General features: G+C 57.0%; 20 protein-coding genes. 4 read left to right on the top strand and 16 right to left on the bottom strand.

Translation table 11 applies throughout. From position 1 onward, the window contains the following. Positions 1–101 precede the first annotated feature (101 nt). From V7Z75_RS08735 to V7Z75_RS08675, 13 genes are all read right to left on the bottom strand, one after another. Positions 102–1,322, bottom strand: a complete 1,221-nt coding sequence (locus V7Z75_RS08735) for a UbiH/UbiF/VisC/COQ6 family ubiquinone biosynthesis hydroxylase (RefSeq protein ID WP_334108232.1) — start codon at positions 1,320–1,322, stop codon at positions 102–104. Then, entirely contained in the window at positions 1,306–2,625 is a 1,320-nt protein-coding gene (locus V7Z75_RS08730) for a hemolysin family protein (RefSeq protein ID WP_334108231.1), read from the bottom strand. Before V7Z75_RS08730 ends, V7Z75_RS08735 begins: the two co-directional genes overlap by 17 nt. 8 nt (positions 2,626–2,633) lie before the next feature. Continuing rightward, positions 2,634–3,611, bottom strand: a complete 978-nt coding sequence (gene lipA / locus V7Z75_RS08725) for a lipoyl synthase (RefSeq protein ID WP_334108230.1) — start codon at positions 3,609–3,611, stop codon at positions 2,634–2,636. Between the two features lie 13 nt (positions 3,612–3,624). Then, complete coding sequence (lipB, locus tag V7Z75_RS08720; RefSeq protein WP_334108229.1) at positions 3,625–4,269, bottom strand: lipoyl(octanoyl) transferase LipB; 645 nt, start codon at positions 4,267–4,269, stop codon at positions 3,625–3,627. A 36-nt stretch (positions 4,270–4,305) separates the two neighbouring features. After that, the gene (locus V7Z75_RS08715) at positions 4,306–4,599 is read right to left on the bottom strand and encodes an HP0495 family protein (protein WP_334108228.1); all 294 of its coding nucleotides are present in this window, start codon (positions 4,597–4,599) and stop codon (positions 4,306–4,308) included. Between the two features lie 2 nt (positions 4,600–4,601). Next, positions 4,602–5,468, bottom strand: coding sequence for a D-amino acid aminotransferase (locus V7Z75_RS08710; protein ID WP_334108227.1), 867 nt, complete (start codon positions 5,466–5,468; stop codon positions 4,602–4,604). Positions 5,469–5,476: 8 nt separating this feature from the next. Then, complete coding sequence (locus tag V7Z75_RS08705; protein ID WP_334108226.1) at positions 5,477–6,640, bottom strand: D-alanyl-D-alanine carboxypeptidase family protein; 1,164 nt, start codon at positions 6,638–6,640, stop codon at positions 5,477–5,479. Positions 6,641–6,700: 60 nt separating this feature from the next. After that, a complete protein-coding gene (locus V7Z75_RS08700; protein ID WP_334108225.1) occupies positions 6,701–7,651 on the bottom strand; it encodes a septal ring lytic transglycosylase RlpA family protein in 951 nt (316 codons plus the stop codon). Positions 7,652–7,698: 47 nt separating this feature from the next. Further along, positions 7,699–8,793 carry a rod shape-determining protein RodA gene (rodA, locus tag V7Z75_RS08695; RefSeq protein ID WP_334108224.1) on the bottom strand — a complete coding sequence of 365 codons (1,095 nt, stop codon included), beginning with the start codon at positions 8,791–8,793 and terminating at the stop codon, positions 7,699–7,701. After that, positions 8,783–10,726: a penicillin-binding protein 2 gene (mrdA, locus tag V7Z75_RS08690; protein ID WP_334108288.1), complete on the bottom strand. Its 1,944-nt coding sequence runs from the start codon at positions 10,724–10,726 to the stop codon at positions 8,783–8,785. Before mrdA ends, rodA begins: the two co-directional genes overlap by 11 nt. A gap of 10 nt (positions 10,727–10,736) precedes the next feature. After that, entirely contained in the window at positions 10,737–11,216 is a 480-nt protein-coding gene (gene mreD, locus V7Z75_RS08685; RefSeq protein ID WP_334108223.1) for a rod shape-determining protein MreD, read from the bottom strand. Next, positions 11,203–12,141, bottom strand: a complete 939-nt coding sequence (gene mreC, locus V7Z75_RS08680) for a rod shape-determining protein MreC (protein WP_334108222.1) — start codon at positions 12,139–12,141, stop codon at positions 11,203–11,205. Before mreC ends, mreD begins: the two co-directional genes overlap by 14 nt. 114 nt (positions 12,142–12,255) lie before the next feature. Beyond that, positions 12,256–13,299 carry a rod shape-determining protein gene (locus V7Z75_RS08675; RefSeq protein ID WP_334108221.1) on the bottom strand — a complete coding sequence of 348 codons (1,044 nt, stop codon included), beginning with the start codon at positions 13,297–13,299 and terminating at the stop codon, positions 12,256–12,258. A gap of 119 nt (positions 13,300–13,418) precedes the next feature. Here V7Z75_RS08675 and gatC point away from each other — a divergent pair, with 119 nt between their 5' ends. The 3 genes from gatC to gatB are packed head-to-tail and all read left to right on the top strand — an operon-like array spanning position 13,419 to position 16,620. Next, a complete protein-coding gene (gatC, locus tag V7Z75_RS08670) occupies positions 13,419–13,706 on the top strand; it encodes an Asp-tRNA(Asn)/Glu-tRNA(Gln) amidotransferase subunit GatC (RefSeq protein WP_334108220.1) in 288 nt (95 codons plus the stop codon). 8 nt (positions 13,707–13,714) lie between these two features. Continuing rightward, complete coding sequence (gatA, locus tag V7Z75_RS08665; protein WP_334108219.1) at positions 13,715–15,187, top strand: Asp-tRNA(Asn)/Glu-tRNA(Gln) amidotransferase subunit GatA; 1,473 nt, start codon at positions 13,715–13,717, stop codon at positions 15,185–15,187. Further along, the gene (gatB, locus tag V7Z75_RS08660; RefSeq protein WP_334108218.1) at positions 15,184–16,620 is read left to right on the top strand and encodes an Asp-tRNA(Asn)/Glu-tRNA(Gln) amidotransferase subunit GatB; all 1,437 of its coding nucleotides are present in this window, start codon (positions 15,184–15,186) and stop codon (positions 16,618–16,620) included. Before gatA ends, gatB begins: the two co-directional genes overlap by 4 nt. A 122-nt stretch (positions 16,621–16,742) precedes the next feature. Here the strand turns inward: gatB and V7Z75_RS08655 are convergent, their stop codons facing one another. The 3 genes from V7Z75_RS08655 to pyrE form a co-directional block, all read right to left on the bottom strand. Then, positions 16,743–17,366, bottom strand: coding sequence for a DUF4124 domain-containing protein (locus tag V7Z75_RS08655; RefSeq protein WP_334108217.1), 624 nt, complete (start codon positions 17,364–17,366; stop codon positions 16,743–16,745). Between the two features lie 70 nt (positions 17,367–17,436). Next, positions 17,437–17,949 (bottom strand): DNA-deoxyinosine glycosylase, encoded by a 513-nt coding sequence (locus V7Z75_RS08650; protein WP_334108216.1) that lies wholly within the window; start codon positions 17,947–17,949, stop codon positions 17,437–17,439. Between the two features lie 19 nt (positions 17,950–17,968). After that, the gene (pyrE, locus tag V7Z75_RS08645; RefSeq protein ID WP_334108215.1) at positions 17,969–18,610 is read right to left on the bottom strand and encodes an orotate phosphoribosyltransferase; all 642 of its coding nucleotides are present in this window, start codon (positions 18,608–18,610) and stop codon (positions 17,969–17,971) included. A 25-nt stretch (positions 18,611–18,635) separates the two neighbouring features. On the opposite strand from pyrE, the gene V7Z75_RS08640 reads away from it, so the two are divergent. After that, positions 18,636–19,406, top strand: a complete 771-nt coding sequence (locus V7Z75_RS08640) for an exodeoxyribonuclease III (RefSeq protein ID WP_334108287.1) — start codon at positions 18,636–18,638, stop codon at positions 19,404–19,406. Positions 19,407–19,420: the final 14 nt, after the last annotated feature.

Raw genomic sequence — 19,420 nt, 5'->3', positions numbered from 1 at the left:
ATCGTAGTGTTTACAGGTGAGTATAGTCACATGGTATGGAGAAGTGACGGCTGGCGTCAACTAAGCGAGTTGAAATCTAAATTTAGGTGTTGGTGGAACTCTCAGGCTCGGAGTCTTGAAATGCCTGGGAGGGTTTTGGAAAGTGGTAATCCCAATGCGTAACGGATCACTTCCCGCTTGAGCGGCCCCTGATGATTGGCAAGTTTGAGTCCTGCATTGCGTAATAGCCGCAAAGGGGCAATATCGTTGCTGAAGCCGTAGCTGAACGCATCCATGGCGCGTTGCATGAGATGGTTGGCGAGTTTGCGCTCGCGTTCGTATTGCTTGAGCAACGGCAATGCGCCGATAGTTTTGCCTTGCTGCCAAGCTTTGAGTAGTACCTCGCTGAGTACAGCTGCATCCTGGAAACCCAGGTTGACGCCCTGTCCTGCCAGCGGATGGATGGTATGGGCGGCGTCACCGATCAGGACGATGCCTGTGCGCGCATATTCATTCGCATGGCTACGAGTGAGGGCGAAGCTGCCTTTTTGCACCAGGCCGGTGATTTGTGGCAGCGCGGCAGGGAAATGCGTGCGGAATGCATCCAGCAACCCTTCGTTATCCAGCGCAAGTAGGCGTCTCACTTCACTGGGACGGTGATACCAGACGAGGGAAGCGTAATCTCCGGGCAGGGGCAGCAAGGATTGTGGGCCATCCGGGGTGAAACGCTGCCAGGTGATGTCGCGTTCGCCACCGATGATGCCGACGGTGGCGACCAGCGCATGCATGGGATATTGCATGCTGTCCAAGGCAATACCAGCGGCTCGGCGCACGATGGATTGCGCGCCGTCAGCGCCAGCCAGTAAATTTGCCGTAAACTGTTGGCCGCTTTTCAGGCGGATGGTACTGTGACCGTTGTGATAGTCGATTGCGCTGACTTCGTCGGGACACAGGATGGTCACATTGTCGTGGCCTTCCAGCGCAGAGAGGCAAGCCAGTTGTACCAGCCGATTTTCGACAATATGCCCAAGGCAAGTTGCATCGACTTCTGCTGCATCGAATAACGTGCCTTGATCCTGGCGCTTTTCCCAGACCTGCATACGTTTGAAGGGCGCCGTGCGCATGGTCTGGATGGACGGCCAGGCATTGGCCTGTTCCAGAAACGCGATGGAGGCGGGGCTTAGTGCGGAAACCCGCAAGTCCGGCAGGCTGGCAGGGTCGAAGGCGGCAGGAGGATCGCGCTCCAACAGGGCAATTTGCATGCCGCAGGGGGCTAGTCGGGCAGCCAATGCGCTGCCGATCATGCCGCCGCCAACGATAAAGAGATCAATGGCTTTCGTCATGGGCTTGTTTTGGGTGTATGCGCACGAGGATGATGCGCGGGCCGTTCATTTTCTTGATCACAATATCGAATTGCCCGAACGGGATGCTATCACCCTCCTTCGGGATGTCGCCCAGCTTGGATAACACCAACCCGCCTACAGAGTCGACTTCATCGTCGTTCTCGATCTCGATGCCTAGAGCACGCTCAAGCGTGAAGATCGGCAAGCTGCCCTTACCGATCAGCGTGCCATCGTCGAGCTTGGTCCAATCGTTTTGACTCTGGCGGAATTCGTCGCGAATTTCGCCGACCAGCGCGCCGAGCATGTTATCCAGAGTGATGAAGCCTTGCGGTTCCTGTCCCTTGCGCCCGACGATGGCAAAATGGCTGGCTTTGCCTTCGCGGAAGCGGCGGAATAACTCTATTGCAGGCAGGTCGGGTGCAACGAATGGAGCAGAGTGCACAAAACGGCCCAGGTCTTGCAATTCGTCCTCTTCAAATTTTGCAAGGAACAGGCTTTTGAGATGGATAACACCCTTGACCTTGCCATCCTGCTCCACAAAGGGATAACGGCTGTAGCGGTGCTGAGAGATGATCTCCAGATTTTCCTCGAAACTGTTCTTGGCGGAGAGGGAAATGGCCTCATTAAAAGGTCGCATAAGGTCGGCGACTTCCAGATCGCTGAAATCCAGTGTATGCGCGAGGATGTTCCATTCATCCTTGGTGAGTTCTTCCGAAGCGCGGCTGCTACGCAGAATGAGTTTGAGTTCATCAGAGGAATAGTGCGCATCGCTGGCATGGTCGGTGCTCAGTCCCGCTTTGTGCAGGATCCAGTTTGAGCTGGCATTGAGCAGCCAGATTGCCGGGTACATGATCCAGTAAAACGCATATAGCGGCGCGGCGGTCCACAGGCCTACGGTTTCGGCTTGGCGGATGGCCACGGATTTAGGCGCCAGCTCGCCTAGTACAATATGCAGATAGGAAATGGTGAAGAAGGCGACGACAAAGGAAATGCCGTGGACAATTTCGTCCGAAGTCACCCCGACCTGATACAGCAGCGGTTCCAGCAGGCGTGCGAAGGCAGGCTCACCGACCCAGCCAAGGCCGAGCGAGGCCAGGGTGATGCCGAGCTGGCAGGCTGAGAGATAGGCATCAAGCTGGTGGTGGACTTTGGCCAGGATTTGTCCGCGCCAACCGTGAGTTTTGGCAATCGCCTTGACCCGGGTTTGCCTGAGCTTGACCAGGCCGAACTCGGCAGCGACAAAGAAGCCATTGAGCAGGACCAGGAAGAAGGCAAGCAGGATGAGTAAAAAATTACTTTCCATAGTGGTGGTTAGATACTGACGCCCGCCTGTTGCGCCTGGTGGTCGGCATGGTAGGAGGAACGCACCATGGGGCCGCATGCGGCGTGGGTGAAGCCCATTGCAAGCGCCTGTTGTTCGAATTCCGCAAAGCGCTGCGGCGTGACGAAGCGCTTGACCGGCAGATGGTGCGGACTAGGCTGAAGATATTGGCCCAGAGTGAGCATGGTGACGTTATGCGCGCGCAGGTCACGCATAACTTCGATAATTTCCTCATCAGTCTCGCCCAGACCCAGCATCAGGCCGGATTTGGTGGGTACTTCTGGATGCAATTCGCCGAATTCCTTCAGCAGGTTGAGCGAGTTCTGGTAGTCAGAGCCTGGGCGTGCTTCCTTGTACAGGCGCGATACGGTTTCCAGGTTATGGTTCATTACGTCAGGTGGTGCAGCCTTGAGGATATTGATGGCGCGATCCAGGCGACCGCGGAAGTCGGGCACCAGGATTTCCACCTTGATATTGGGTGAGTGGGTGCGCACTGCGGCGATGCAATCGACGAAATGCTGGGCGCCGCCGTCGCGCAAGTCGTCGCGGTCCACGCTGGTAATGACGACATAGCGCAGGCGCATCTGGGCAATGGTGCGGCCCAGATTCTCGGGTTCGTTGATATCCGGCGGCAGCGGTTTGCCATGGGAGACATCGCAGAACGGGCAGCGGCGGGTGCAGATATCGCCCAGGATCATAAAGGTGGCGGTGCCGCCGCTGAAGCATTCGCCGATATTGGGGCAGGAGGCTTCCTCGCAGACGGTATGCAGGTTGTTGTCGCGCAGTACCTGCTTGATTTCGCGGAAACGCGCGCTGTCTGGCACCTTCATGCGTATCCATTCCGGCTTGCGCATGGCCGGCACGGGAATGATCTTGATGGGGATGCGCGCCATTTTCTCGGCGCTGGTTTCCTTGACGCCAGCGATCTTGCGGGCTGGCGTGGCGATGGATTCTGTGGATTCTGTCATAGGGGTTTGTGAGTCAGAGAGTGTGTCTGACGATGGTCTTAGTATAGCCTAACTGATGTGACAATTTAGCCAGCAGTTGCTGGGCGGCAATTTCGGGAGTCAGGGTGAGGCCGAGATCACGAGTCTGGATGACATGCAGGCCCTGGAAACCGCACGGATCGATAGCGAGAAATGGAGCCAGGTCCATGTCGATATTGAGGGCAAGGCCGTGATAGCTGCATTGGTTCTTGAGTCGCAGGCCCAGGGAAGCAATCTTGGCACCGTTGACATATACGCCGGGCGCATCGGCACGTGCTACCGCTGCGATATCCTGCTCTGCCAGCAAGTCAATGATGCTGCTTTCCATGGCGCTGACCAGTGAGCGTACCGTGAGCCCAAGGCGCTTTAGGTCAACCAGCACGTAAATCACCACTTGCCCCGGACCATGGTAGGTAATCTTGCCGCCCCGGTCCACCTCAATCAGCGGGATATCCTGCCGACTGGGTGGACGTACCTCGCGCCGGTTCAGCCCCAGCGTATAGGTGGGAGGGTGCTCGGTGAGCCACAGCTCATCCGGCGTATCGGCATCGCGTTGCTGCGTGAATGCCTGCATGGCCTGCCAGGTGCTGGTGTAATCGGTAAGGCCAAGCACGCGTATGATCAGGGAACGCCCGTTCATCTGGGATGGTAGCGAAAAAGGACAAGCATGTGCTGGCTACAGGACGTATTTCACCTTGGGGTGCGAGGTCAGCGAGCGATAGATATCGTCCAGTTGTGGTTTGGACGCCACCAGCACCGTGCAGGTGAGGCTGACATACTTGCCGCCAGTGCTCGCGCGCATCTCGATGCGGCTGGCATTGAAGTCGGGCAGGTGCTGCTGGATGGCTTGCAGAATCAGGTTGGCGAATTCATCGTGTGATTCGCCCATTACCTTGATCGGGAATTCGCAGGGGAATTCGAGCAGGGTTTCTTGTTCGAGAGGTTTGTTTTCGTTGGGTTCGTTTGCCATGGTTATCCACCTGTTCGCATGATGTGTTGCTTGAATTCCTGATACAGGGCGTACATACGACTGAATACAGGGCCGGGCTCACCAGTGCCTATTATTTTCCCATCCAGCGAGACGACGGCCAGCACTTCCTTGGTGGAGGATGTGAGCCAGATTTCGTCTGCGCTTCGCAGTCTTTCTTCACTGATCATCTCAACCGCGTGTGGGATGCCATGGCGCTCTGCCAGTTCCAGAATCACGTCATAGGTAATGCCAGGCAGCATGTACTGATTTTTCGGGGGCGCCAGCAATTTTCCTTGCTTCACAATGAACACATTGCTGCTGCTACCTTCAGTGAGATAGCCGTCGCGCAGCATCAGGGTTTCCGCTACATCGTGATCTGCGGCTTCCTGCCGCAGCAGCACATTGGCGAGCAGGGAGACGGCTTTTATATTGCAGCGCTGCCAACGGATATCAAGTGCCGTGATTGCGCTGACACCTGATTCGACCAATTCCACAGGCGGCGTCACCAGCGGCATGCTCATGACGAGCACGGTAGGGGTAACCGTGGCTGGCGGAAACGCCTGGTCGCGCGGCGCTACGCCCCTGGTCACCTGGATATAAAGGGATTGATCCTGCAAATGATGATTGGCGCTGATCAGTTCTCTGGCGACATGGCGCCATGCGGCACGATCCAGTGGCTGCCGGATACGAATCTCGTCCAGGCTGTTTGTCAGCCGGTCCAGGTGCTCATCCAGCCGGAAGGGGTGGCCGGAATATACCGGGATAACCTCATATACGCCATCGCCAAAGATAAAGCCCCGGTCCAGCACCGGGACCGTGGCTTGCTCCAGTGGAAGGAATGACCCGTTGAGATAGACGGTATCACTCATACGTGAGCTTACTCAAACCAGAGCTTGATACTATCCAACATGCGGCCAAAGATACCAGCTACTTCGACATTCTTGGCAGCCACGAGCGTGTGTTCTGCAATCAGCTTGTCGTCCAGAGTGAATTCGATCTTGCCGATCTGCTGGCCAGCGGTGACTGGTGCGATCAATGGCTGTTGGCTGACGATCTTGGCTTTCACACGGGCATATTCTCCCTTGGGCAGGGTGATGGAAACATTCTTGGCAACGGTTGCTGTCACAGTCTTGTCAGTGCCTTTCCATACCTTGAGGCTGCTCACTTCGGCACCGCGCTTGTAAACCAGCTTGGATTCATAGAATTGAAAGCCGTAATTCAGCAGCTTTTGGCTTTCTGTTGCGCGGGCAGAGTCAGAAGGTGCCCCGAGCACGACAGAGACCAGGCGGGTATCGCCACGCTGGGCGGAAGTCACCAGGCAATAGCCAGCACTCTTGGTGTGGCCGGTCTTCATGCCGTCAACGTAAGGGTCCAGCCACAGCAAGCGGTTGCGGTTGGGCTGACTGATCTTGTTATAGGTGTATTCCTTGACGGAATACAGGCGCTTGTACTGGTCGGGGAAATCGCGGATCAGCGCAGCAGCCAGCAAGGCCAGGTCATGCGCAGTGGTGTAATGTTGCGGATCCGGCAGGCCGGTGGAGTTGACGAAATGCGAGCCCGTCATGCCCAGCCTGGCGGCTTCCTTGTTCATGAGTTCGGCAAAGCCTTCTTCCGAGCCGGCAATGCCTTCCGCCAGCGCAATGGAAGAGTCGTTACCAGACTGGATGATGGTGCCGTGCAGCAGCTCATCCACGGTGACAGGCTTGTTGGGCTCGATAAACATCTTGGATCCTTCGACCTTCCATGCCTTGACGCTGACCGGTAGAGTCTGGGTCAAGGTGAGGTGGCCATTCTTGAGCGCTTTGAATGTCAAGTAAGCAGTCATGATCTTGGTCAGGGAGGCAGGTTCCACCCTGGAATTGCCATCCTGCTCGGCAATGACGCGTTCGCTGTTGAAATCATAGAGTTGGTAGGATTTCACTGCCAGGGCCGGAGGCTGTGGAATGTCGGCTGCCTGCACGTTCAGGGCGGCAACACCCAGCAGGGTAGCCGCCACAGTGACGGCAAGCTGGTTGAATAGGGAAATGAATGGCTTGGACATAGGCTCTCTTAAATAACGGTGTAATGTTCAGGCTTGGGGATATTATTGCCGGGTCACGACTTATTGTTGCGTGACCACCAGCACGTTTATGTTCAGCGATTGCTTGATCTTCGCAGCAGCCGTTTCTGCCTGCTGACGGCTGGCATAAGGCCCCAGCCGCACACGATAAGTTCCGGCATTATACCAATTCTCTACCTGAACATTGTCCGCAAGGCTGTTTTGCTGCAGGGTTTCCACCAGACGGTCACCATTTGCCTTGACCGAGAATGCGCCCACCTGCACGTAATTGCCCGCTACAGGTTGGTTGGTCACGGTTTCGTTCATGGCATTCAATGAGCTGGCGGCAACTGTATTGTCGCCCTGGCTTGCGCCTGCCGCTAGCGGAGTTGTTGACGCTGCAGCAGCGCTGGCCGTTAGGGGAATCGGCCTGCCGTTCTCGTCCAGTGCCTCTACATCGACAACTCCGCTGCCTTTCTCGATCAGGCGCAGTTTGTACGCCGCAGCATAGGAAAGGTCGATCAGGCGGTCATCGTGGAACGGGCCACGATCATTGATACGCACGATGACGGAGCGGCCGTTTTCAGGATTGGTGACGCGCGCGTAGCTGGGCAACGGCAGAATGGTATGGGCCGCCGTCATGCCGTACATATCATAAACCTCCCCGCTGGAGGTTTTCTGGCCATGATAGCGCTTGCCATACCAGGAAGCCACGCCACGCTGCTTATAGGTGGTGTGTTCGGTCATGGGCGTGTAGCGGCGACCCAGTGCGCTGTAGGGACGATTCGCGCGTGGCAAGGGTGTTTCAGCGCGGGGAGTGGCATCGGGTATGCTGTCGATATTGGCGGGTGGATTGTCGCCAGGGCCATCGTCGAGATAATAACCGCCTTTTTTCGGGGCAGGTTTTTGTGTGGGAGCAGGCTTGGCTGCCTCGGGCTTGACGCTGCTACCGCCGCCACAGGCGGCCAAGGTCAGGGCCAGTATGGCCGGGATCAAATATTGTAAATGTTTCATTGCGCTATGCAGAATCCATGCGGATGCTCTGCCTTACTCCTTTCCTGTCATGAAGTGACAAGCTTCTTGTGGGTATGGATGCTCATCAGTATGCCAAAACCCAGCAGCAGGGTCACCAGTGAAGTGCCGCCATAGCTGATGAGAGGCAGCGGCACGCCAACAACGGGCAGGATGCCGCTGACCATGCCGATATTGACGAATATATAGGTGAAGAATGTCAGGGTGATGCTGCCGGCCAGCAGTCGGCTGAAGGTATTTTGCGCTTGTGCTGCAATGATGAGCCCGCGGCCGATGATCAAGCTGAACAGCAGTAGTAGCAGCAAGTTCCCGAGCAGGCCAAATTCTTCGCCGAAAACGGCAAAAATAAAGTCTGTGGTGCGCTCCGGCAGGAAATCAAGCTGCGATTGTGTGCCATTAAGCCAGCCTTTGCCAGCAATGCCTCCCGAGCCGAGGGCGATGCTGGCCTGGATGGTGTGGTATCCGGCACCTAGTGGATCCTGGTAAGGGTCGAACAGAATCTCGATACGCCTGCGCTGGTAATCATGCAGCATGGACCAAAGGATGGGGGCCATGACGCCTATGCTGACGGCCGCGCCCATCAGCAGACGCCAGCTCAACCCGGCCAGGAACAGGACGTAGAACCCGGAAGCCGCAATCATGAGCGAGGTGCCGAGGTCGGGCTGCTTCATGATGAGGCCAACCGGCACGGCAAGCATGATGGCGCCGACCAGGTGATCCTTGATATTGGTGGCGGTATCGCGCCGGGAAAAATACCAGGCCAGCATCATGGGGACGGCGATCTTCAGCAACTCGGAAGGCTGTATCTTGGCTACGCCAATATGCAGCCAGCGTCGTGCACCATGGCTGATTTCTCCGAACAGGGCCACTCCCACCAGCAATACCACACCGATGACATAGGCCGGCAAGGCGATACGCTCCAATAGCTGAGGTGATACATTGGCGGCAATCCACATCAGGGTGACGGCTACGCAAATATTCACCATTTGCGCAGAAATCTTGTCCATGCTCTGCCCCGATGCGCTGTATAGCACACACAGCGCCACGATGATGGTGACAAGCAGGCATCCCATGAGAAAGCCGTCGATATGCTTGACCAGCCCCGACACCAACTTATTCAACATGGGTGTGCTCCTCTTCTTCCTGAGCGGCAGGAGCCGTCAGCGTGCTGGGTGTTTCCACAGGTGGCTGGCTGCCAGCAGGCTCTTTGCCCAACAGGTAATAATCCATGACGCGACGAGCAATCGGGCCTGCTGTCGAGCCACCGTGCTTGCCGTTTTCCACAATCACCGCGATGGCAATTTTGGGATCTTCCGCCGGTGCATACGTAATAAACAAGGCGTGATCGAGATGCCGTTCATGCAGCTTGCTCTCATTGTATTTCTCGTTTTGCTTGATGCCGACCACCTGGGCCGTGCCGGTCTTGGATGCCATCAGATAGGGGCTGTTGGCTCCCAGCTTGGCAGCAGTGCCGCCTGGCAAGGTGACATCCATCATGCCTTGCTTCACGATCTCGATGTTTTTCGGATGGAGTTTCACCTGGTCGACGATTTCGGGAGTAAGGGCATGAACCTTGCCGCTCTTGCTATCCTGGATCGCAGAAACCAGGCGCGGTTTCATTGCTGTGCCATTATTCGCAAGAATGGCAGTTGCGTGTGCCAGCTGCATGGGTGTGGCAAGCATATAACCTTGGCCGATGCCGACAATCACGGTTTCGCCTGGAAACCATGATTGCTTGAAGCGGCGGGCTTTCCATTCCGGGGTTGGTAACAGGCCGCCTATTTCGCCCTTGATGTCGATGCCGGATGGTTTGCCGAAACCAAAGTGGCTGACGAACGATGTCAGTTTTTCTATGCCCAGCTCCACTGCCAGACCGTAAAAGAATGTGTCGCAGGAGACGGCAATGGCTTTGCGCATATCAACCATGCCGTGGCCGCTTGGTTTCCAGTCGCGATAGCGGTGTGTGTTGCCGGGCAGCGTGAAGAATCCTGGATCACTGATGCTGAAAGGCGGCGCGCGTTTCCCCGCTTCAAGTCCTGCCATTGCCACGAATGGCTTGAAGGTGGAGCCGGGAGGGTAGACGCCACGCAGAGGACGGTTGATCAGCGGTTTGTCCAGGGATTCGTTGAGTTCTTTCCAGCTCTCGCTGTCTATGCCGTCGACAAACAGGTTGGGGTCATAGCCGGGTTGGCTGACATAAGCGAGCACTTCCCCTGAACTAGGCTCAATTGCGATCAGGGCGCCGCGATAGTCGCCGAAAGCTTCTTCCGCGATGCGTTGCAATTTGCTGTCTACCGAGAGAATGAGGTTGTTCCCTGGCACCGGTGCGGTGCTGGAAAGCACACGCACCGCATGGCCCGCAGCATCGGTTTCCACCTGCTGGAAGCCGGTAACGCCATGCAGTTGGGATTCGTAATACTGTTCCAGCCCGCTCTTGCCGATATGGTCAGAGCCCTTGTAATTCGAGAGGTTGCCACTTTCTGTAAGATTTTCCAGGTCTTTGTCGTTGATGCGGCCTATGTAGCCGACGATATGCGAGCCGGATTTACCTTGCGGATACTGGCGGAACAGGCGGGAGCGGATTTCCACGCCAGGCAGGCGGAAGCGGTTGACCGCGATCTTGGCGGCTTCCTCCTCGTTGAGGTGGGTGCGGATGGGTACACCCTCAAAACTGTGGGTTTGAGCCCGCAGTTTCTTGAAGCGCTTGCGGTCTTTGGCGCTCACTTCAATGAGTTTAGCCAGTTCCTCAATGGTTTCTTCCACATTGGTGGCGACTTTGGCAGGCGTGATTTCCAATGTGTAGACAAACGCGTTCTGGGCCAGCACCACCCCGTTGCGATCCAGGATCAGGCCACGGTTGGGCGCGATGGGGACCAGCGAAATGCGGTTGTTCTCCGCCATGGTCTGGTAATGGTCGTATTTCATGTGTTGCAGGAAATAAAAGCGTGCGATCAGAATGCCAAAACAGATAAGGACCAGTAATGCGCCGACCGCCAGGCGCGCACGAAAATCGTGCAGCTCTTTCTGGTAATTCTTGAGTTCTGAACGCCGGGACATCATGAATGTATCAGGCGCGTCCTGAGCGATGGTGAATACCCAGCCGGGTGAATGACACCAGTTGCCAGAGCAGGATGCCGCTGATGCTGGGCAGGAAATACTCCCAGCCTGGTAGCTCGCCGCCTGCGAACAGCTTGAGAATCAGGGTGGTGACCTGCGTGAACAGCAACAGCAGAAACACATAACCTGCTTGCTGCCAGACGTTGAACAATACCAGACGGCGCTGGTAGGTCACGGCGAAATAAGCTGTCAGGACGTAAGCGAGCGCAAACTGGCCGAAGAGGCCGCCGGAAATCAGATCCATGATCAACCCGGCAAACCATGCGGTGCCGATATTACACAGGTGCGGTGCGCGCAGAATCCAGTACAGCACGGTAATCAGGATAAACTCTGGACGGATGATCAACAGGTTGCCTGACCAGGGCAGGATTTGTAGTAGCAATGCCAGGACAAGCGACAGAAATATGGATTTGAAGCTAATTGTTGACATGGCGTTTGGCGGATGCGGGTTTCTTGGGCGGAGGCACCGGTTTTTTCAGGGTATTGGTATCCGCCGGACGGTCAGCTTGCGGAATACTGACCAGCAGAAGTTGCCTGTGCTGTTCGATACCAGCAAGCGGTTTGCCAATGATCTGGGCAAAGGGGGAGTTGTCGTGGGTAGTTACCTGGATGATTTCTGCTACCGCCAGGCCCGCAGGGTAAATGCCGTCGATACCTGAGGTGACAAGCTTGTCGCCCACCTGGATATCGACATTGGCAGGCAGCGAAGGCAGCTCTACCGTCGTCGTGCGGCCCCTGCCGAAGGCAATCGCCCGCAAGCCGTTGCGTTCCACCTGTACCGGCACGGAGAGGTCCTTGTCCGTAATCAGGGTGATTTCGCTGCTGAAAGGATAGACGCGTGTGACCTGGCCGATGACCCCGATTTCGTCAATGGCGGCCTGGCCCGGGAGGATGCCCTGGCGTGATCCAAGATTTACTACTACCTTATGGCTGAAAGGATCGCGCCCCATATGTAATATCTCCGCCAGACGCGCAGGCTGGCTGGAAACCTGCGCTGCGCCCAGCAGATTACGCAGACGTTCATTTTCGGCGCTGAGCGCTTTGAAGCGTTGCAGCTCGGCGGCATGCTCCAGCGCCTGGTCGCGCAATTGCCGGTTTTCGTCAGCGAGCGTGGTTTGCTGGTGCAAGTATTCCCCAGTATCCTCCACCAGGTTGCGCGGGGCATTCGCGATGATTTGCAAAGGATGCAGCAAGGCGACGAACCCCTGGCGGACCTCGACCAGGTAGTGCAGGCGGGCATCAGTGGCAATCAGCACCAGAGACAGCACGGCAAAAAGAAATAGCCGGGCCGTGGGGCTAGGGCCACGTACGAAAAAGCCGGTATGGTGTTGTTGTTCTAGGGCGCGTGGTGCCATCAGGAACTTGCAGTATCGCGTTCTGGTTGACGATCAGACAGAGAGAATAATCCTGCCAAGAATACAAAACAGGCCATGGGTGCATGGCCTGTCAGAATGTTGTGTTGTACTAGTTTATTCGTAGGCAAATACATTGCCTAGTTTATCCATTTCTTCCAGCGCGCGGCCACAGCCGCGGGCCACGCAACTCAACGGATCTTCTGCCACGATCACCGGTAGGCCGGTTTCCTCCAGCAGCAGGCGGTCGAGGTCACGCAGCAATGCGCCGCCGCCAGTCAATACCATGCCTTTTTCGGCAATATCGGCGCCAAGTTCGGGAGGAGTTTGTTCCAGCGCGGATTTCACGGCACCGACAATTGCATTCAATGGCTCGGTCAATGCTTCCAGGATTTCGTTGCTGGAAATCGTGAATTTGCGCGGCAGGCCTTCTGCCAGATTGCGGCCGGTGACTTCCAGCTCGAGCACTTCAGAGCCAGGGAAGGCGGAACCGATTTGCTTCTTGATCAATTCGGCGGTTGGTTCGGAAATCTGCATGCCATAGTTGCGGCGGATGTAGTCGATGATGGCCTGGTCGAACTTGTCGCCGCCCACGCGCTCGGATTTGGCATAAACGATGCCACCCAGCGAGATCACGCCGACTTCTGTCGTGCCGCCGCCGATGTCAACTACCATGGAACCGGTTGCTTCAGCCACCGGCATGTTGGCGCCGATCGCGGCCGCCATCGGCTCCTCGATCAGGTGCACCTGGCGCGCGCCAGCCATTTCGGCGGATTCCTTGATCGCGCGACGTTCCACCTGAGTGGAGCCCACCGGCACGCAGATAATGATGCGCGGGTTGGGGCTGAACAGTCGGGATTCGTGGATCTTACGGATGAAATATTTGAGCATCTGCTCGGTGATGGTGAAGTCGGCAATCACACCGTCCTTCATTGGGCGGATCGCAGTAATATTGGTTGGCGCCCGACCCAGCATGCGCTTGGCTTCCAGGCCGACGGCAAGCAAAGTCTTCTTGCCGGTGGGACCACCTTCCTGGCGGATAGCCACTACGGAAGGTTCGTCAAGCACGATGCCTTTGCCGCGTACATAAATGAGGGTATTTGCTGTGCCAAGGTCAATGGCGAGATCGTTGGAAAAGTAACTGTTTAAAAGACCGAACATTATTTGTATCCTGACGAGCAGTCGTGGTGGCGGAAGCCATGAGTCACGGCTGAAGGTGTGCGTAAAATCAAGGTATAATACCTGATATCTAATAGAAATTTAAGATTTGGATTCATTAAATGTCACTTACTACGAATGACGTCAAAAGGATAGCTTACCTGGCACGACTCGCTATCAGCGAGGAGGAGGCTGAGGCAACATTGGCCAAGCTTTCCGGCATTCTTGGGTTGATTGAGGAAATGCAGGCCGTGGACACCGCAGGCATCGCTCCCATGTCGCATTCACAGGATGTCACCCAGCGCTTGCGCGAAGATGCTGTCACGGAACACAACCAGCGCGATCTGCTGCAATCGATTGCCCCCGCCGTCGAGAACGGCCTGTATCTTGTCCCCAAAGTCATTGAATAAGCTTTCTCATGATCAATCAAAGTTTGAAGTGCCTGGCCAGCAAGCTGGCCAGCAAGGAAATTTCCAGTGTTGAGTTGACGCAGGAATACCTCAACCGCATTGCCCGGTTCAATCCCGATATCAACGCCTATATCACCGTCGAGCCTGAAATGAGCCTGGCACAGGCGCGTGCTGCCGATCAGCGGCTCGCCAGTGGCGATGCCAGCGCCTTGACCGGCATCCCGATCGCGCAGAAGGATATTTTCTGCACCAAAGGTTGGAAAACCACTTGCGGCTCGCGCATGCTGGATAACTTCATCGCTCCTTACGATGCGGGCATCGTGGAAAGGTTCAATGCGGCAGGTGCCGTGAATCTGGGCAAGACCAATATGGACGAGTTCGCCATGGGTTCCTCCAACGAAACTTCCTATTTCGGCAAGGTGCAAAATCCATGGGATAGAAGCCGGGTGCCCGGCGGCAGCTCCGGCGGCAGTGCTGCTGCTGTGGCAGCGCGTTTATGTGCAGCGGCAACAGGCAGCGACACCGGAGGCTCCATCCGCCAGCCAGCTTCGCTCTGTGGTTTGTCCGGGCTCAAGCCTACCTATGGCCTGGCTTCCCGCTACGGCATGATCGCCTTTGCTTCTAGTCTGGATCAGGCGGGGCCGATGGCGCACTCTTGCGAGGACATGGCGTTGATGATGAACGTGATGACCGGCTTCGACGAGCGCGATTCCACCAGCTTGCAACGCGAAAAAGAAGACTACACCCGCGACCTCGGCAAATCATTGGCAGGACTGCGCGTTGGCTTGCCCAAGGAATATTTCGCCGAAGGGCTGGATGCTGGCGTGGCGAAAGTGATTGAAACAGCCATCGCAGAATACCGCAAACTGGGTGCGGAAATCGTCGAGGTCAGTCTGCCCAACACCATGCTCTCCATCCCGGTCTATTACGTGCTCGCGCCCGCCGAGGCTTCCAGTAATCTGTCGCGCTACGACGGCGTGCGCTTCGGCCATCGCGCCGCCGAGTACGACGACCTGATGGACATGTACTGCAAGAGTCGCGCGGAAGGCTTTGGCGCGGAGGTGAAGCGCCGCATCCTGATCGGTACCTATGTGCTCAGCGCTGGCTATTACGACGCTTATTACCTCAAGGCGCAGCAGATTCGCCGCCTGATTGCCGAGGATTTCGCGCGTGCTTTCGAGCAATGCGACCTCATCCTTGGCCCGACCGCACCTTCCACTGCCTTCAAGTCCGGCGAGAAGGCGGACGATCCCGTGTCTATGTACCTGCAGGATATCTACACCATTGCCGTCAACCTCGCCGGATTGCCGGGCATGAGCATTCCTGCCGGGTTCGCGACCGCTGCTGATGGCGTCGAGCTGCCGGTCGGCTTGCAGATCATCGGCAACTATTTCGACGAAGCGCGCATGCTCAACGCCGGGCATGCCTATCAACAGGTCACAGACTGGCATACCCGCATGCCTGAAGGAATTGCATCATGAGTAGTTGGGAAGTCGTCATCGGGCTGGAGACGCACGTCCAGCTTAATACCAAATCCAAGATTTTCTCCGGCAGCAGCACCGCGTTTGGCGCGGAGCCCAATACCCAGGCCAACGTGGTCGATATTGCCTTGCCCGGCGTATTGCCTGTACTCAACAAGGAAGCCGTGCAATGCGCCATCCGCTTCGGCCTCGCTGTGGATGCCGAGATTGCGCCGCGCTCGGTGTTCGCGCGTAAGAACTACTTCTATCCTGACCTGCCCAAGGGCTACCAGATCAGCCAGTACGAACTGCCCGTTGTAGGCAAGGGCGCGCTGACCATCCAGGTCGGCGACACGGAGAAAACCATCAACATCACCCGCGCCCATCTTGAAGAAGACGCGGGCAAGTCCGTGCATGGCGCCAGCCCTGGCCAATCCGGCATCGACCTCAACCGCGCCGGCACGCCGCTGCTGGAAATCGTCACCGAGCCGGACATGCGTTCCGCCGCCGAGGCTGTGGCCTACGCGCGCAAGCTGCACGAGCTGGTGCAGTGGATCAATATCTGCGACGGCAATATGCAGGAAGGCAGCTTCCGCTGCGACGTTAACGTCTCCGTGCGCCGCAAGGGCGAGGAAAAGTTAGGCACGCGCCGCGAAATCAAGAACCTCAACTCCTTCCGCTTCATGCAGCAGGCGATCGAGTACGAAACCCGCTGGCAGATCGAGACGCTGGAAGACGGCGGCAAGATCGAGCAGGCCACCGTGCTGTTCAATCCCGATACCGGTGAAACTCGCGCCATGCGCAGCAAGGAAGAAGCCAACGATTACCGCTACTTCCCCGATCCCGACTTGCTGCCATTGGCGATTTCCGCCGAGGATATCGACGCCATCCGTGTTACCTTGCCGGAGCTGCCCTCCGCGATGAAGGCGCGCTTCGAGCGCGACCACGGCCTGTCGGCCTATGATGCTGCTGCGCTGACCGCCTCATGTGCGATTGCCGACTATTTTACGGCAACCCTGCATGCATTCGGTGGCGAAGCCAAGCTGGCCGCCAACTGGGTCATGGGCAATGTCAGTGCCAAGCTCAACGAGGAAGGCAGAGAAATTGCAGATGCGCCGGTTTCGCCAGTTTTGCTGGCGGGCCTGCTAAAACGCATTGCCGACAACACCATCTCCAGCAAGATCGCCAAGGATGTATTCGAGGCGATGTGGGCAGGCGAGGGCGATGCGGACGCCATCATCGAGCGCAAGGGCCTGAAGCAGGTGACTGACACTGGCGCGATCGAGGCGATCGTGGATGAAGTCCTGGCAGCCAATGCCGCCATGGTGGAAGAGTTCCGCGCGGGCAAGGACAAAGCCTTCAACGCGCTGGTGGGTCAGGCCATGAAAGCCTCCAAAGGCAAGGCTAATCCAGCGAAGGTGAATGAGATATTGAAGCGCAAGCTGGCTGGTTGATTTCACCTAATCTCATGAAATACCGGGCTTGGCCCGGTATTTTTTTGCCTCAATCTACATGTAATGCCATATTTGATTCAGTATCTCGACCCCTCAATCTGAGGATGGTCGGATAAGCAATCTCAGCGTGACGGCGGCTGGCTTTCACTGGCAGGTGGATTGGATTTCAGCTCGATAAAGCGTTTTTTGTCATTTTCGAATCGCTGGCGCGTGGCGTCCATGTGTTGCTTGCGTTCGGCGATTTGTTCATTGATGCGGTCAAGATGCAAGCTGGCGGTTTTGTGGTCTGCCTTGATTTCCTCGGGAACCGGCTTGCCGCGCTTGGCGTAGCCCGCTTGGGTCTGGCTGAGTGCTTGCAGGCGCGAAGTGGCATTGATCTTGTGCTGCTCCAGGCTTTCCAGCATCACCTGGTCCATTTGCATGTTGCGTTCGCGGGCGAGGTCGATTTCCTGTTTCGAACTGTATACTGCCTGCAAGGTTCTGTCGCGCCTGCTTTGTTCGCTTTCCTTGCCGCTGGAAGCGTCTGTAGCCGGGGCATTCTGAGGCAGCCCGCGCTCGTTGATGCTGCTTTGCTTGCCTGCATACTGCGGCGGCACCGTGTCGCCGTAATGGGTGACGCCATGCTCATCCACCCATTTCATGATCCTGGCTTTTCCAGCTTCCGGGGCAGCCCAACTACTGGTGATGTTGAGCATCAGCAGCATGAGTGCCATGCTGATTGCAGGCATTCGCGATGTGCGGGCCATGCCTTGGTTTCCTCTCTGGATTAGGTTTGTTGTCAGGCAGGGTGTAACTATCGCACGAATTTGCGCCGGATCATACCATCAGCGTTGCTGCTGCGATCTGCCGCCATTGCGCCAGCTTGACCTCTTTTTTGATGGAAGCGTTGGCGGGGCTGGTGGAAGGCAGCTTGTGGAATTGCAGGCGCGCCGGGATGGCTTGCTGTTTGAGCACATGGCGGCGGAAGGCTTGCTCGGCCTTGCTGCCGTTGAAGAAGATATGGTGAATATGCGGCGCATGCGCGAACAGGCTGCCGAAATCGTTGGCAACGATGGAGTTTTCCGTAATATCGCCATCCAGGCTCCCGGCGCGAAAGCATTCCTTCAATACATCCCAGATGCCGACTCCGTACTGCTGCATCAACACCAGCCTGTCCGGATATGTGGTATCTGCGGGAATATTGAAAATAGCGGACATGAACGGCCAGAACAGGTTTTGCGGATGGGCGTAGTATTGCTGCATTTCCAGCGAGCGCCTGCCGGGCATGGAGCCCAGAATCAATACCCGGCAGTTGGCGTTGATGGCTGGCGGAAAACTGTGTACCAGCATGATGTGCGGCGGGTGTGGTTTATTCCACGCCGTAAGTAGTGCGGTAGGCAGCAATCGCGGCACGGTATTGCGCGAGTTCGCTGCTTTGGTCGAGATAGGCGATCAGGTCGCGCAGGCTGGCAATGCTGATGACGGGCAGCTGATGCTGCTGTTCCACTTCCTGCACGGCGGAAAGCGCGCCCAGGCCGCGTTCCTGGCGGTCGAGCGCGATGGCGACGCCGCACGGGGTTGCGCCGCTCGCGGTGATGATGTTGACCGATTCGCGTACCGAGGTGCCGGCGGAAATTACGTCGTCCACGATCAGCACCCGGCCATGCAGCGGCGCGCCGACGATGCTGCCGCCTTCGCCGTGGTCCTTGGCTTCCTTGCGGTTGAAAGCATAGGGCACGTTGCGGCCTTGCCGCGCCAGCGCGATGACGATGCTGGCGGCGAGCGTGATGCCCTTGTAGGCCGGGCCGAACAGCATATCGAACTGCACGCCGGAACGCAGGATGGCGGCAGCATAGAATTCACCCAGGCGCATCAGGCTCTCACCATCGTTGAATAGCCCGGCGTTGAAGAAGTAGGGGCTGAGGCGTCCGGCCTTGGTAGTGAACTCGCCAAAACGTAAAACCTGCTTTTGGATGGCGAATTGGATAAAATCCTGGGTTGAATCTGACATGGCATGAAGAAGAAAGGTTGTAGTGTTGCGTATTATATCCGTGAATCTCAATGGCATCCGCTCGGCGGCCAGCAAAGGCTTTTATCCGTGGATGCAGAAGCAAGGGGCCGACATCGTTTGCCTGCAGGAACTGAAGGCGCAGGAGGCCGACATGACGCCGGAAATGCTGCAGCCGGAAGGCTATTACGGGTATTTCCATTACGCTGATAAAAAAGGGTACAGCGGGGTCGGCATCTATTCCAGGCAAAAGGCCGATGCAGTGATCGTCGGCTTGGGCATCCCCGATATCGATAGCGAGGGACGCTACTTGGAAACACGCTACGGCAACTTGAGCGTGGTGTCGCTCTACCTCCCTTCGGGCTCCAGCGGCGCAGAGCGCCAGGCATTCAAGTTCAGCGTCATGGAACGCTTCATGCCGCACCTGGAATCCTTGATCCGCGACGGACGCGACGTGGTGATCTGCGGCGACTGGAACATCGCTCATCAGGAGGCCGACCTCAAGAACTGGCGCGGCAACCGCAAGAATTCCGGCTTCCTGCCCGAGGAGCGCGGCTGGCTCACCGACCTGTTCGGACGCGTGGGCTGGGTGGACGTCTACCGCCTGCTGCACCCGGACACTACCGATGCCTGTTACACTTGGTGGAGTAATCGCGGCCAGGCCTGGGCCAAGAATGTAGGTTGGCGCATCGATTACCAGATCGCCACGCCTGCCTTCGCAGCCAAAGCAGTGAGTGCTTCCATCTACAAGGACGAACGTTTCAGTGACCATGCGCCACTGACCGTCGATTATCAATAAGGCAACAGCCGCTT

It is taken from the genome of Methylobacillus sp., from assembly GCF_036844465.1.
In the GTDB taxonomy this organism is placed as follows: Bacteria; Pseudomonadota; Gammaproteobacteria; order Burkholderiales; family Methylophilaceae; genus Methylobacillus.
Note: the sequence above shows the minus strand (reverse complement) of the source record. Positions and strands in the feature narration are given on the sequence as shown.